A 13,133-nucleotide genomic window follows, 5' to 3' on the forward strand; every position below is an offset into this window, starting at 1 on the left:
AAACCGCTCGCCCATCCGTGTAGTGCTTGAAACTGCGATCAATTCGCATTAACAGCGTTTTTACACGGATGCTCACAGCATGAAATCGACGGCGGGCGGTAGGGTCAAACAGTGGCTGGGAGCCTCGGTATTTTCAGTCTCGGCGCTGGCGTTGCTGCCCCTGGCCGTGGCACAGGCACAGGAGCAGCAAAGCGCCCAGTTCACCTTTGCTCTGGCGGCCAAACCACTGCCCCAGGCGCTGAGTGATTTCAGCCGGGTCACCGGGATCAGCGTGATCTATACCGCTGAAGCGCCTTACGGCCTCAACGCCCCGGCGCTCAACGGGCAGATGAGCGCGACCCAGGCGCTGCAACGCCTGCTGGGCAACTCCGGCTTCACCTTCCGCCAGATCGACGCCCGTACCCTGGCGCTGGAACCGCTGCCCGCCGACGGCGCGGTCAATCTCGGCGCCACCACCATCAGCGCTGTCAGCCCTGGCCAGGACGGCACCAGCTACCAACCGCCGCCGACCAGCTCGGTGATGCGCTCCCAGGGCCTGCTGCTGGAAACCCCGCAAACCGTCAATGTAGTACCCGCCCAGGTCTTGCGCGATCAACAACCGCGCAACCTGGATGACGCGCTGGGCAATATCAGCGGCATCACCCAGTCCAACACCCTTGGCAGCACCCAGGACGCGGTGATGCTGCGCGGCTTCGGCGACAACCGCAACGGCTCGATCATGAAGGACGGCATGCCGGTGGTGCAGGGCCGTGCGTTGAACGCCACCGCCGAGCGCGTGGAAGTGCTCAAGGGGCCATCGTCGTTGCTGTACGGCATCCAGGACCCGGGCGGCGTGGTCAACATCGTCAGCAAAAAGCCCGAATTGGTGCAGTCCACGTCCTTGACCGCGCGCGGCTCGACCTTCGGCAGCGGCAAGAATGGCAGTGGCGGCAGCCTGGACACCACCGGCCCGATTGGCGACAGCGGCCTGGCCTATCGCCTGATCGTCGACCATGAAGACGAAGACTACTGGCGCAACTACGGCACCCACCGTGAAACCCTGGTGGCGCCGTCGCTGGGTTGGTATGGCGACGCGACCCAAGTGGTGTTCGCCTATGAGCACCGCGAGTTTCTGTCGCCGTTCGACCGCGGCACGGCCATCGACCCAAAAACCAATCACCCGCTGAACATCCCCGCGACCCGCCGCCTGGATGAGCCGTTCAACGATATGGAAGGCCGCTCCGACCTGTACCGCCTGACCGTCGACCACGACCTGAACGACGACTGGAAAGCCCACTTCGGCTACAGCTGGAACCGTGAAACCTATGACGCCAGCCAGGTGCGCGTGGTCAAGGTCAACACCAACGGCACCCTCACCCGCAGCATGGACGGCACCCAGGGCGCGCTGACCACTGACCGCTTCGCCACCGCCAGCCTTGAAGGCAAGGTCGACGTGGCCGGCATGCGCCACGACCTGGTGTTTGGGCTGGACGATGAATACCGCAAAATCCACCGCGCCGAGCTGATTCGCCAGGCGCCACGCGGCAGTTTCAACTACAACGATCCGGTCTACGGCAATGAAGTGGCGGGCTCCAACGTCAGCGCGCCGGACAGCAACCAGACCGATCTGCTGCGCAGCGATTCGCTGTTCTTCCAGGATGCCCTGCACCTGAACGACCAGTGGATCCTGGTGGGCGGCGCGCGCTACCAGATGTACGACCAATACGCCGGTAAAGGCGTGCCGTTCACTGCCAACACCGACGGCAACGGCCAGAAGTGGGTGCCGCGTGCCGGGCTGGTGTATCGCTACAACGACGAACTGTCGTTCTACGGCAGCTACACCGAGTCGTTCAAACCCAACTCCACCATCGCGCCGTTGGCCAACAAAACGGTGTTGGAGGGCAGTCTGCAGCCGGAAGAATCCAAGGCCTGGGAGCTGGGTACCAAGTTCGACCTCCCGGGGCGCATCACCGCGAGCGCGGCGCTGTTCACCATCGATAAGCGCAACGTGCTGGTGCAGGTGGGCGAGGGTCTGACCTCGGTCTACAGCGTGGCGGGCAAGGTGCGTTCCCGTGGCCTGGAGCTGGATGCCAGCGGCCAGCTGAGCGATAAGTGGAGCCTGATCGGCAGTTATGCCTACACCGATGCCGAGGTCACCGACGACCCGACGCTCAAAGGCAATCGCCTGCAAAACGTGGCGAAAAATACCGCGTCGTTGTCGGCCGTGTATGACTTCGGCAGCCTGCTGGGTGGCGATCAACTGCGCGTCGGTGCCGGTGCGCGCTACGTGGGCGAGCGGGCAGGGGATGCGGCCAACAGCTTCGAATTGCCGAGCTATACCGTGGCCGATGCGTTCGCCAGCTATGACACCAAAATCGACGGGCAGAAGGTCAAGTTCCAGCTCAATGTGAAAAACCTTTTCGACCGCACTTACTACACCTCTTCGGTGAACACACAGTTCGTGTCCATCGGTGATGCGCGGCAGGTGTCGGTGTCCAGCACCCTTACCTTCTGACCGAATTTGCTTTTTTGTGGGAGGAGGGGGATTGCACCCTCCCACATTGACACCTGAGCTGTTAGCGTTGCCGGCATTCGATGCCTACGGAAAACGCTACTGATGCATTTTGGAAGATGGCTACACACCAGCGCCCTGCTGGTCGGCTTGAGCTTTTTGCTGGGCGGCTGCGCCAGCGTTTCGCCCACCTCCACCCCCGCGACGCTCGACAAGGTGCTGGCCGACCCGGCGTTGCACGGTGCCACCGTCTCGCTGATGGTGCGCGACGCCCGCAGCGGCAGCACGCTCTACCAGCACAACCCACGCACGCGGTTGGTGCCGGCTTCCAATCTCAAGCTGCTGACCACCGCGGCGGCGATGGATGTGCTGGGCGCGCAATACCGCTTCGCCACGCAACTGTTGAGCGATGGTGTCCGCCAGGGCGATCGCCTGACGGGTAATCTTTACCTGCGCGGCCTGGGCGACCCGACCATCCAGTACGCCGACTATCAAGCGCTGGCGGCGCAACTGGCCAGCCAGGGCGTTCGCCAGGTGCAGGGCGACCTGGTGTTCGACGATACCTGGTTCGACGCCGAACGCCTGGGCGTCGATTGGTCTTACGATGATGAAACCACCTACTACGGCGCGCAGATTTCCGCGCTGACGGTGTCGCCCAATGCTGACTTTGACGCAGGCAGCGTATTGGTCACCGCCAAGGCGCCGGTGCGGGCCGGTTTGCCGGTGACTGTCGACCTCTACCCGCCCAGCGATTACTTGCAATTGAGCAACCGCGCCGTCAGTGGGCCGGGCAACAGCTATGGGATCAACCGCCGGCATGGCACCAACCTGTTGCAGCTCAGCGGGACCGTTGCGCCGGGCAGGCAGAGCGAGCAATTGGTCAGCGTGTGGGAGCCCACGCAGTGGGTGGCCAACCTGTTTGAACAGGCGCTGGCGCAACAGGGCATCAGGGTGCATGGCCGTCGCATCATGGGCGGTGCAAGTCCGGCCACGGCGACGTTGCTGGCCGAGCATCGATCGGCGCCCTTGCAGGAATTGATCACGCCGCTGCTCAAGCTCTCCAACAACAACATGTCCGAAGCCTTGCTCAAAGCCATGGGCCGCAAGACCGCCAACAGCGGCACGGCGGCGGCGGGCGTGGCGGCGGTGGCCGGGTTTCTTAAGCGACAGGGGGTGGATACGAGTACCTTGAGCCAGGTGGACGGCTCGGGCCTGTCACGGCGTAACCTGCTGTCGTCGCAAACCCTGACCGACCTGCTGCTGGCCGCAAGCAAACAGCCGTGGTTCGATGCCTGGTACAACGCATTGCCAATTGCCGGCAACAGCGATCGTATGACCGGCGGCAGCTTGCGCTATCGGCTGCACGCCACGGCCGCCGAGAACAACCTGCACGGCAAGACCGGTTCCATGAGCGGGGTGTCGTCCCTGAGCGGTTACCTCACAGATGCCCAAGGACGGCGACTGGTGTTTGCGATGATCAGCAATAACTACCTGAGCGACACCGCCAGCATCCATGCTCTGGAAAACCGCCTGGCCGTGGCCCTCGCGCAGTGGCACGACTGACTCAGGGCTGATAACCCATGCGCCAACTCACGGCCCGGGTCGCCGCCAGCAAGCGCTGCGCCGCCGGGCCGTCTTCATCGGCATGGAACAGCGAGGTGGGGCCGACCACGGTCATCACCGCCGCCACTTGCCCGACCGCGTTGAACACCGGCGCCGACAACGCATCCACCCCCGGCATCAGCAAACCATGCACAAAGTGCAGGCCACGGTGGCGGATCTGCTCGCAGGTGATGGCGTAGGCCTGGTCATCCGCCAGGGCATGGGCGGTGCCGGCCTGGATTTCGCGCTCACGCAACTCCACGGTTTCCCGCGTCGGTAAATAGGCACTGAACACCAGCCCGGTGGACGAACTGAGCAGCGGCAAGACCGAACCCAGTTGGGTCACCACCGTCACCGCGCGCACCGCCGGTTCGATCTGCACCACGGTCGCGCCCTGGTTGCCCCAGACCGCCAGGAAGCAGGTTTCATTCAGCTCATCGCGCAGTTCCGCCAGGGGCATCGCACCGACCTTCAACACATCCATGCTGCCCAGCGCAGCCAAGCCTACGCGCAAGGCTTCGCGCCCCAGGCCATAGTGGTTGGTGGCGGCGTTCTGTTCAGCAAAGCCCGAGGCGATCAGCGCCTGCAGGTAACGATGGACCTTGCTCGCCGGCATCTGCACATGCTCGGCCAGGCGCGACAGTGAAGTGGCCGGCGACAGTTCGGCCAGGGCCTTGAGGATATCGGTGCCCACTTCGGCCGAGCGGACTTTCTGTTTACCGGTGTCGCGGGGCTTTTCCATGGGGGGGCGAGAATCCGAGAGATGAGTGGGCGTCTTTATAGCTTGACGGTCCATGGCGATCAAATTACGTTAAGCGTAACTGGATTACGATAAAAACAACTGACCCCCAGAGGATGCTCCATGAACCTCGAATACCTGTCGGGCTTCGGCAATGAATTCGCCAGCGAAGCCCTGCCCGGCGCGCTGCCCGTCGGCCAGAACTCGCCGCAGAAAGCGCCCTACGGGCTGTATACCGAACTGTTCTCCGGCACCGCGTTCACTATGGCGCGCAGCGAAGCCCGGCGTACCTGGCTGTACCGCATCCAGCCCTCGGCCAATCACCCGGCCTTCAGCAAATTGGAGCGGCAGTTGGCCGGCGGACCTCTGGGCGCGGTGACGCCGAACCGGCTGCGCTGGAACCCGCTGGACATTCCAGGAGAGCCGACTGACTTTATCGACGGGCTCGTAGGCATGGTTGCCAACGCCGGGTCGCAAAAACCGTCAGGCATCAGCATCCACACTTACCGCGCCAACCGCTCGATGGAGCGCGTGTTCTTCAATGCCGACGGCGAACTGTTGATCGTGCCCGAACAGGGCCGTTTGCGGATCGCCACGGAGCTCGGCGTGTTGGAGGTCGAGCCACTGGAGATTGTGGTACTGCCACGCGGGCTCAAGTTCCGCGTCGAACTGCTCGATGCCCAGGCGCGCGGTTACGTCGCCGAAAACCATGGCGCACCGCTGCGCCTGCCGGACCTGGGCCCTATCGGCAGCAACGGCCTGGCCAATCCGCGCGACTTCCTCAGCCCGGTCGCCCACTACGAAGACCTCAAGCAGCCGACCACGCTGGTGCAGAAATTCCTCGGCGAACTCTGGGCCTGCGAGCTCGACCATTCGCCGCTTAACGTAGTCGCCTGGCACGGCAATAACGTGCCGTACAAATACGACCTGCGTCGCTTCAACACCCTCGGCACGGTGAGTTTCGATCACCCGGACCCGTCGATTTTCACCGTATTGACCTCGCCCACCAGCGTGCATGGCTTGGCCAACCTCGACTTCGTGATCTTCCCGCCGCGCTGGATGGTGGCCGAGAACACCTTCCGCCCACCGTGGTTCCACCGCAACCTGATGAACGAATACATGGGCCTGATCCAAGGCGCCTACGACGCCAAGGCCGAGGGCTTCCTGCCCGGCGGCGCGTCGCTGCACAGCTGTATGAGCGCCCATGGCCCGGACGGCGAGACCTGTACCAAGGCGATCAATGCCGAGCTGGCGCCGCACAAGATCGATAACACCATGGCATTCATGTTCGAAACCAGCCAGGTGCTGCGCCCCACCCAGTTCGCCCTGGAATGCCCGCAACTGCAACCCGCTTATGACGCGTGCTGGGCTTCGCTGCCCGCCACCTTCAACCCGAATCGGAGATAACCCATGACTCAACCCACACAGACCCGCAGTTGGGTCGCCTGCGCCAACGGTCACGCGGATTTCCCCCTGCAGAACCTGCCGCTGGGGGTGTTCAGCATCAATGGCTCGGCGCCGCGCAGTGGCGTGGCGATTGGCGACGCGATCCTCGACCTGCACGCCGCCCTGGATGAATTTGACGGTGAAGCGCGGCGTGCGGTTGAGGCGACTGCAGGCGGCCAGTTGAACGCCTTTTTCGAACTCGGCCGCGGCCCACGCGTGGCCTTGCGCGAGCGCCTGCTGGAACTGCTCGCCGAAGGCAGCAAGCTGCAAACCCGCGAGGCGCAGGTGTTGCACCGTGCCGCCGATTGCCAGATGCACTTGCCGGCCAAAATCAATGATTACACCGACTTCTATGTTGGCATCGAACACGCGCAGAACGTCGGCAAACTATTTCGTCCCGACAACCCGCTGTTGCCCAACTACAAGTACGTGCCGATTGGCTATCACGGCCGTGCCTCGACCATTCGTCCCTCGGGTACGGATGTGCGCCGCCCCAAGGGCCAGACACTGCCGGCCGGCCAGGCCGAGCCCACCTTCGGCCCCTGCGCCCGCCTGGACTATGAGCTGGAACTGGGCATCTGGATCGGCCAGGGCAATGCCATGGGCGACGCGATTGCCATTGGCGATGCGGCCGAACATATCGCCGGTTTCTGCCTGCTCAACGACTGGTCGGCACGCGATATCCAAGCCTGGGAATACCAGCCGCTCGGGCCGTTCCTGTCCAAGAGCTTCATCACCAGCATCTCGCCCTGGGTAGTCACGGCCGAAGCGTTGGAGCCGTTCCGCAAGGCGCAACCGCCGCGACCCGAAGGCGATCCGCAGCCGTTGCCCTACCTGCTGGACCCTCGCGATCAAAAGGCGGGCGCCTTCGATATCGAGCTGGAAGTGCTGCTGACCACCGCTTCGATGCGTGAACAGAACCTGCCGGCCCATCGCCTGACCCTGAGCAACACCGAACATATGTACTGGACCGTGGCGCAAATGGTTGCGCACCACAGCGTCAACGGTTGCCAGTTGCAAGCCGGTGACCTGTTTGGTTCGGGCACGTTGTCGGGGCCGCAGCCGGGGCAGTTCGGCAGCCTGCTGGAGATCACCGAAGGCGGCAAAAAACCGATTGAACTGGCCTCCGGCGAGGTGCGCAAATTTCTCGAAGACGGCGATGAAATCATCCTGCGTGCGCGCTGCAACCGCGAAGGCTTTGCCTCCATCGGTTTCGGCGAATGCCGTGGCACTGTGGTCGGCGCACGCTGAGGGGCAGGGCTATGGAACTCTATACGTACTATCGTTCTACCGCGTCCTACCGGGTGCGCATCGCCCTGGCGCTCAAGGGCCTGGATTTCACGGCGGTGCCGGTCAACCTGCTGGTGCCAGCAGGCGGAGCCAATCACCAGCCCGAGTACCTGGCGATCAACCCGCAAGGGCGTGTGCCGGCCTTGCGCAGCGACGGTGAACTGTTGATTCAGTCCCAGGCGATCGTCGAATACCTGGAGGAACGTTATCCCCAGGTACCGCTGCTCTCCAAAGACCTGGCGGCGCGTGCCCACGAACGCGCTGTGGCGTCGATCATCGCCTGTGATATCCACCCGTTGCACAACTCCAGCACGCAGAACCTGCTGCGCCAGTGGGGCCATGATGAGGCGCAATTGCTCGAGTGGATCGCGCATTGGATCAGCCAGGGCCTCGGTGCGGTGGAGCAGTTGATTGGCGATCACGGGTTCTGCTTTGGCGAGCAGCCGGGCATGGCCGATGCGTTCCTGATTCCGCAGCTGTATGCAGCCGAGCGTTTCAAGGTGCCGTTGGCGGCCTACCCGCGTATCGGCAGGGTCGCGGCACTGGCGGCGCAGCATCCGGCGTTCATACAGGCGCACCCTGCCAATCAACCCGATACCCCCTGAAACACGCAAATCAATGTGGGAGGGGGCTTGCTCCCGATAGCGGTGTGTCAGCTATGAATATGTCGACTGACACACCGCCATCGGGAGCAAGCCCCCTCCCGCAGTTTTTGATCAGCGCCAGCCAATAAAAATAATGAAAGGTACCTTGCGATGCACAATCAGATTGCCAGCTTTCGCGCGGCACTCGACGCCCGTCCGGTGTCGCGCTATCAGTGGTTGATTCTCCTGCTACTGGCATTGCTACTGGTAACCGATGGCTACGACGCCCAGGTGCTCGGCTATGTCGTGCCGGCATTGGCCAAGGACTGGGGCCTGGAAAAAGCCGCGTTCGGCCCGGTGTTCAGCGCCAACCTGCTCGGCCTCACAGTGGGCTCGCTGCTGGTGACGCCACTGGCGGACCGGTTCGGTGTGCGGCGCATTCTGCTGGGCTGTGTGCTGATCTACGCCAGCCTCACGGTATTGATGGTGTTCGCCAACTCCCTGACCACGCTGATGGCCGCACGCTTTATCTGCGGCATCGGCATGGGCGGCGCGATGCCCAGCGCCATGGCCTTGATGTCGGAATATTCGCCGCCACGCATGCGCACCCTGATGGTGACCCTGGCAGCCTGTGGCTTCTCATTCGGCGGCGCGGCGGGTGGGTTTGTGGCGGCGGGGTTTATCGATGGCTTTGGTTGGCAAGCGGTGTTTCTGGCAGGCGGTGTTACGCCGCTGCTGTTGTTTCCGTTCCTGGTGTGGCGGTTGCCCGAATCCCTGCCGCGCCTGCTACGCGATGCGCCGCCCTATGCGCGCTTGCACAAGGTCACGGCACGCATGTTGCCCGATTGGCGGGCGCCCCTGGCGAGCGAGGCGCAGAATCGCCAGGAGCAGGGCAGCCGGTTGACCGTGGTGGAGCTGTTCCGTAACGGCTACGCGCGCCCGACCGTGCTGATCTGGGCGACCTTTTTCGTCAGCCTGATCCTGCTGTATTTCATGATCAGCTGGCTGCCGTCGCTGTTGCTCGAAAGCGGGCTGGCGCTGAACCAGGCCAACCTGGTGACCTCGATGTTCCTGTTTGCCGGCACATTGGGCGCCATCGGCATGGCCTGGTTCGCCGATCGGCTGAAAAGCAAAGTGCGCCTGTTGTCCGCTGTGCTGGCAGCGGCGGCGGTGTGCACGGTGCTGCTGGGCCTGAATCATGACAATCCGCGTTACCTGGTGGCGTGCGTGTTTGCCGCCGGGTTCTGCATCATCGGCGGGCAACTGACCCTCAATGCGTTCGCCAGTAATTTCTACCCGGCGCACGTGCGCGCCACCGGTACGGGCTGGGCATTGGGGGTGGGGCGATTCGGCTCGATCCTGGGGCCGTTGTTCGGCAGCCTGCTGCTGGCGATGCATATTCCGGTGCAGCAGATTTTCTTCTTCTGTGCGATTCCAGCGGTGATTGCGGCGCTGTTGATTATTCAGGTGCGGTCGCCAGGCACGAGCGAAGCCATGAAGCCGTCGCCGGGCGACCTGCTCAAGGCGCCCTAATGCACTACGGAATTGGGCGGCAGATGCCCCAGCCGCTCGGTCAGGCGCAGGCGCTGGATAGGGTCTTCGCTGAGCATCAACGCGTGTTCCAGGTCAAAGCGTTCGGCGCTCGGGCAGTCCAGGCGCTGATACAGGCTGGCCCGCGCCAGGTAGTCGGCGGCGCTGGCATTGCCCAGCTCGAGCACACGCTCGGCATCGACCAGGGCGGCCAGTGGTTCGTCGTTGGCGAGGTACAGCTGGCGCAGGTTACGTGACAGCCGTTGCAGGATCGCGCGCGGATCGGCGCTGTGCAGGTGCTCGGCTTGTAGTTTGAGATTGGCTCCGTACTGGCGGTGCAGCAGTTCGCGACAGTCGTTGGGGTACAGCCGCCGACCGCCGCAGGGGTCCAGCAGGTGATCGGCGCCGGGTACTCGCAGCAGGAAGTGGCCGGGGAAATTCACCCCGACCATGGGAATCTCCAGGCGCCGCGCCAGCTCCAGCGCGATCAGGCCCAGGGCCAGGGGTTGTCCGCGCTTACGTTGCAACACCTTGTCCAGCAGCGCGGCGGCGGGGCGCAGCGGGGTGAAGTCATCCTGGGCAAAGCCCAGGTCGTTCATGCAGCGCAGCAGCGGCTGGCCCAGTTCATCGGCCGGCAACGTGGGCATGCCCAGGCTGACCTGTTGTTGCAGTAGGCCGAACGCCTGCAGGATCAGTTGTGGCTGTACGCCAGCATCATGCTCGGCAGCAATCCACAGCGCGGCTTCGAACAGCGCAGGGGGCGAACGGTCCAGGCAGGCGAAAAAGGCTGTGCGGGGATTCATTGCATTCTCCGGCGGATGCCCTCGTTTTAGCCTTGCTGCGAATTTTCGTCCAGCATCTTAAGTAAATATCCCACGCTCTTATGCCACGGGTCCCACGAAACGAGGACGCTTATTCCAGTGCAATCGAGCAGTTTGCTGCTGTCAGCCTATACTTGGGCCACTACCAGAAGTGATTCGGGAGCACGACGATGTTTGCGCTCATGCACAGCACCCGCCTGGAATCGCTGCACCTGAGCGTCGACCCGGTGAGCGGGCTGAAGGCGATCATCGCCATTCATAACAGCCGCCTGGGCCCGGCCTTGGGCGGCTGCCGCTATCTTGCCTACCCCGATGATGAAAGTGCCGTGGCGGATGCCGCGCGCCTGGCTCAAGGCATGAGCTACAAGGCCGCTTTGGCGGGCTTGCCGGTGGGCGGCGGCACGGCGGTGATCCTGCGCCCCGCCCATGTGGAGAGCCGCGCCAGCCTGTTCGAAGCCTTCGGTCGCTGCGTGGAACAACTCGGCGGGCGCTACATTACCGCCATCGACAGCGGCACCTCGGTCGCCGACATGGATTGCATCGCCCAACACACCCGGTTCGTCACCAGCACCACGGCCGCCGGCGACCCTGCACCGCATGCGGCCATGGGGGTGTTCACCGGCATCCGCGCCACCGCCATGGCCCGCTTGGGCAGCGACAACCTCGAAGGCCTGCGCGTGGCGGTGCAGGGCCTGGGCAATGTCGGTTACGCCCTGGCCGAACAACTGCACGCGGCGGGTGCCGAACTGTTGGTCAGCGACATCGACCACGGCAAGGTGCAACTGGCCATGGAGCAATTGGGTGCCCACCCCATCGCCAACGACGCTTTGCTCAGCACCCCCTGCGACATCCTCGCGCCTTGCGGCCTGGGTGCGGTGTTCAATCGCCAGAGCGTCGGCCAACTGCGCTGCGCCGCTGTGGCTGGCTCCGCCAGCGCGCAGTTGACCAACCTGCAAGTGGCCGACCAACTGGAAGGGCGCGGCATCCTCTACGCCCCGGACTACGTAATCAATTCCGGCGGCCTGATCTACGTCGCGCTCAAACACAGCGGCGCGGAGCTGGCGAGCATCACCGCGCACCTGTCCAACATCGGCAGGCGCCTGACCGAAGTCTACGCCCATGCCCAAGCCGAAAAACGCTCCCCGGCACGGGTCGCAGACGAACTCGCCGAGCGCCTGCTGTACCAATGACCAGGCATTAAAAAGGCCCTGAATCCATGATTCAGGGCCTGTTCAATTCGGGCTTTATTCCGCCGCCGCGTTCAGCAACTCGGACAGCGCGTCCGGCTGGCTCTTGAACGCCTTGGCAAATACATCGCGGTTCTTCGCCATGTAGATCCCGGCTTCTTCCACCTGCTGCTCGCTCAAGGACGGCACGGCTTTTTGCAACACTTCTGCCAGCAACTCAGCGAGCTCAAGCATCTTGTCATGACGGTCAGCTTCGGCTTTATCCATGAACAAACGCTCCAGATCTCGGCTGCTGCGGTATACCACTTCGACGGCCATTCACCACCTCACATGCCTTCACGATAGTTGTCTTTTGCGACTACTGTATTTATATACAGCGAAAAGCATAAGCCAAACGCGGGGGTTTGGATAGTAGGTTTTTAATGTAGTTGGGAAATGGGGGTTTGCTACAGCGCAAATGCTCATTGTGGCGAGCACGCTCGCCCCTTTGCTCTAGGTCTGGTGAGCGCGCTGATCAATCTGTGTCTCATGCCACCGCGCCATCATCTTATGCACGTGCTGGCCTTTTTTCTACATGCAGAACAACCGTCACGTCCCTCCCGCATTATCCGGTCGAGCCGACCTAAGGAAACATCATCGTGAAAATCAACTGGGCCGAAAAGCTGCGCCAGCAAGTCCATGGGCTGGCCGAGTCGCTGGGCAATCTGTTTGTGGAGTCGTTCCACTACCTGGCGCTGTTCGCCATCGGAGCGGTCACTGCCTGGGCGGCGGTGATGGAGTTTCTGGGGATGCTGGAGAACGGGCATATCAAGATCGATGACATCTTGCTGCTGTTCATCTACCTGGAATTGGGCGCCATGGTCGGGATTTATTTCAAGACCAATCACATGCCGGTGCGTTTCCTGATCTACGTGGCAATCACCGCGCTGACGCGTCTGCTGATCTCCAACGTGTCCCATCACAACCCGCCGGACGTGGGCATTATCTACCTGTGCGGTGGGATTTTGCTGCTGGCCTTCGCGATCCTGGTGGTGCGCTACGCGTCGTCGGCCTTTCCGTCGGTGAAGGTCGAAGGCCCGCGTCGCAAGGGCGAGGCGAGCCTGGAAACCGAGAAGGGCGAGCTTTAAAGCCCGACGCTGAACGGCAGGCTGCGGGTGGGCGGTGGCTGCAAGAGCTTGTGATTGTCGCCATCCGTCATCACCGCGAGGATTTCCATGGCGCTGTGACCCTGCTCGATGGCGATGCCGAACTGGATGCTCTGCACCAGGCGCTTGAGCCGTTGCGGGTCGTTGCGTTGTTCGGCGCTGATCATGCGTTTGGCCACTACGCCGCTGTCATCGGAGAGGGTGAGCATGATGCTGCCGTCCAGCCGCTGGATGCTCAGGTTGACGCGGTATTGCGGGCTGAAGGTGTCGGTGATGATCTGAAAAGGGTTGTCCATGG

At 63.0% G+C, this 13,133-nt stretch carries 12 protein-coding genes; 8 read left to right on the forward strand and 4 right to left on the reverse strand.

Annotation, left to right across the window (positions count from 1 at the left end; genetic code table 11):
• The first annotated feature begins 79 nt into the window (after window positions 1–79).
• Together C4J90_RS05085 and dacB are read left to right on the forward strand one after the other, a co-directional pair.
• The gene (locus C4J90_RS05085; RefSeq protein ID WP_124419337.1) at window positions 80–2,494 is read left to right on the forward strand and encodes a TonB-dependent receptor; all 2,415 of its coding nucleotides are present in this window, start codon (window positions 80–82) and stop codon (window positions 2,492–2,494) included.
• 102 nt (window positions 2,495–2,596) lie between these two features.
• Window positions 2,597–4,054 carry a D-alanyl-D-alanine carboxypeptidase/D-alanyl-D-alanine-endopeptidase gene (dacB, locus tag C4J90_RS05090; protein ID WP_124419338.1) on the forward strand — a complete coding sequence of 486 codons (1,458 nt, stop codon included), beginning with the start codon at window positions 2,597–2,599 and terminating at the stop codon, window positions 4,052–4,054.
• A gap of 1 nt (window position 4,055) precedes the next feature.
• Here the strand turns inward: dacB and C4J90_RS05095 are convergent, their stop codons facing one another.
• Window positions 4,056–4,835, reverse strand: a complete 780-nt coding sequence (locus C4J90_RS05095) for an IclR family transcriptional regulator (protein ID WP_124361416.1) — start codon at window positions 4,833–4,835, stop codon at window positions 4,056–4,058.
• A 120-nt stretch (window positions 4,836–4,955) separates the two neighbouring features.
• On the opposite strand from C4J90_RS05095, the gene hmgA reads away from it, so the two are divergent.
• The 4 genes from hmgA (at window position 4,956) to C4J90_RS05115 (ending at window position 9,685) form a co-directional block, all read left to right on the forward strand.
• Window positions 4,956–6,239 (forward strand): homogentisate 1,2-dioxygenase, encoded by a 1,284-nt coding sequence (gene hmgA / locus C4J90_RS05100; RefSeq protein WP_124361417.1) that lies wholly within the window; start codon window positions 4,956–4,958, stop codon window positions 6,237–6,239.
• 3 nt (window positions 6,240–6,242) lie between these two features.
• A complete protein-coding gene (gene fahA / locus C4J90_RS05105) occupies window positions 6,243–7,529 on the forward strand; it encodes a fumarylacetoacetase (RefSeq protein ID WP_124419339.1) in 1,287 nt (428 codons plus the stop codon).
• Between the two features lie 11 nt (window positions 7,530–7,540).
• A complete protein-coding gene (maiA, locus tag C4J90_RS05110) occupies window positions 7,541–8,173 on the forward strand; it encodes a maleylacetoacetate isomerase (protein WP_124361419.1) in 633 nt (210 codons plus the stop codon).
• Between the two features lie 150 nt (window positions 8,174–8,323).
• A complete protein-coding gene (locus C4J90_RS05115; RefSeq protein ID WP_124419340.1) occupies window positions 8,324–9,685 on the forward strand; it encodes an aromatic acid/H+ symport family MFS transporter in 1,362 nt (453 codons plus the stop codon).
• Here the strand turns inward: C4J90_RS05115 and C4J90_RS05120 are convergent.
• On the reverse strand, window positions 9,682–10,485 hold the full coding sequence (locus C4J90_RS05120; RefSeq protein WP_124419341.1) for a SirB1 family protein: 804 nt from the start codon (window positions 10,483–10,485) through the stop codon (window positions 9,682–9,684). The two genes, C4J90_RS05115 and C4J90_RS05120, sit on opposite strands and share 4 nt — an antisense overlap.
• Before the next feature lie 188 nt (window positions 10,486–10,673).
• On the opposite strand from C4J90_RS05120, the gene C4J90_RS05125 reads away from it, so the two are divergent.
• Window positions 10,674–11,693, forward strand: a complete 1,020-nt coding sequence (locus C4J90_RS05125) for a Glu/Leu/Phe/Val dehydrogenase dimerization domain-containing protein (protein WP_124419342.1) — start codon at window positions 10,674–10,676, stop codon at window positions 11,691–11,693.
• A gap of 54 nt (window positions 11,694–11,747) precedes the next feature.
• Here C4J90_RS05125 and C4J90_RS05130 read toward each other — a convergent pair whose 3' ends face one another.
• Window positions 11,748–12,008 carry a YebG family protein gene (locus C4J90_RS05130; protein WP_003171979.1) on the reverse strand — a complete coding sequence of 87 codons (261 nt, stop codon included), beginning with the start codon at window positions 12,006–12,008 and terminating at the stop codon, window positions 11,748–11,750.
• Window positions 12,009–12,328: 320 nt separating this feature from the next.
• Between C4J90_RS05130 and C4J90_RS05135 the strand changes: the two genes are divergently transcribed.
• Complete coding sequence (locus C4J90_RS05135; RefSeq protein ID WP_057724703.1) at window positions 12,329–12,817, forward strand: phosphate-starvation-inducible protein PsiE; 489 nt, start codon at window positions 12,329–12,331, stop codon at window positions 12,815–12,817.
• Here C4J90_RS05135 and C4J90_RS05140 read toward each other — a convergent pair.
• Window positions 12,814–13,131, reverse strand: coding sequence for a DUF3509 domain-containing protein (locus C4J90_RS05140; protein ID WP_124361424.1), 318 nt, complete (start codon window positions 13,129–13,131; stop codon window positions 12,814–12,816). The genes C4J90_RS05135 and C4J90_RS05140 overlap by 4 nt on opposite strands.
• Between the last annotated feature and the right edge of the window lie 2 nt (window positions 13,132–13,133).

It is taken from the genome of Pseudomonas sp. R2-60-08W (genome assembly GCF_003852335.1).
In the GTDB taxonomy this organism is placed as follows: domain Bacteria; phylum Pseudomonadota; class Gammaproteobacteria; order Pseudomonadales; family Pseudomonadaceae; genus Aquipseudomonas.

Excerpts from the sequence above, each read along its gene's own strand:
- C4J90_RS05120 (WP_124419341.1), bottom strand. The coding sequence starts at position 10,485 with ATGAATCCCCGCACAGCCTTTTTCGCCTGCCTGGACCGTTCGCCCCCT.
- hmgA (WP_124361417.1), top strand. The coding sequence starts at position 4,956 with ATGAACCTCGAATACCTGTCGGGCTTCGGCAATGAATTCGCCAGCGAA.
- C4J90_RS05115 (WP_124419340.1), top strand. The coding sequence starts at position 8,324 with ATGCACAATCAGATTGCCAGCTTTCGCGCGGCACTCGACGCCCGTCCG.
- maiA (WP_124361419.1), top strand. The coding sequence starts at position 7,541 with ATGGAACTCTATACGTACTATCGTTCTACCGCGTCCTACCGGGTGCGC.
- fahA (WP_124419339.1), top strand. The coding sequence starts at position 6,243 with ATGACTCAACCCACACAGACCCGCAGTTGGGTCGCCTGCGCCAACGGT.
- C4J90_RS05095 (WP_124361416.1), bottom strand. The coding sequence starts at position 4,835 with ATGGAAAAGCCCCGCGACACCGGTAAACAGAAAGTCCGCTCGGCCGAA.
- C4J90_RS05125 (WP_124419342.1), top strand. The coding sequence starts at position 10,674 with ATGTTTGCGCTCATGCACAGCACCCGCCTGGAATCGCTGCACCTGAGC.
- C4J90_RS05130 (WP_003171979.1), bottom strand. The coding sequence starts at position 12,008 with ATGGCCGTCGAAGTGGTATACCGCAGCAGCCGAGATCTGGAGCGTTTG.
- dacB (WP_124419338.1), top strand. The coding sequence starts at position 2,597 with ATGCATTTTGGAAGATGGCTACACACCAGCGCCCTGCTGGTCGGCTTG.
- C4J90_RS05085 (WP_124419337.1), top strand. The coding sequence starts at position 80 with ATGAAATCGACGGCGGGCGGTAGGGTCAAACAGTGGCTGGGAGCCTCG.
- C4J90_RS05140 (WP_124361424.1), bottom strand. The coding sequence starts at position 13,131 with ATGGACAACCCTTTTCAGATCATCACCGACACCTTCAGCCCGCAATAC.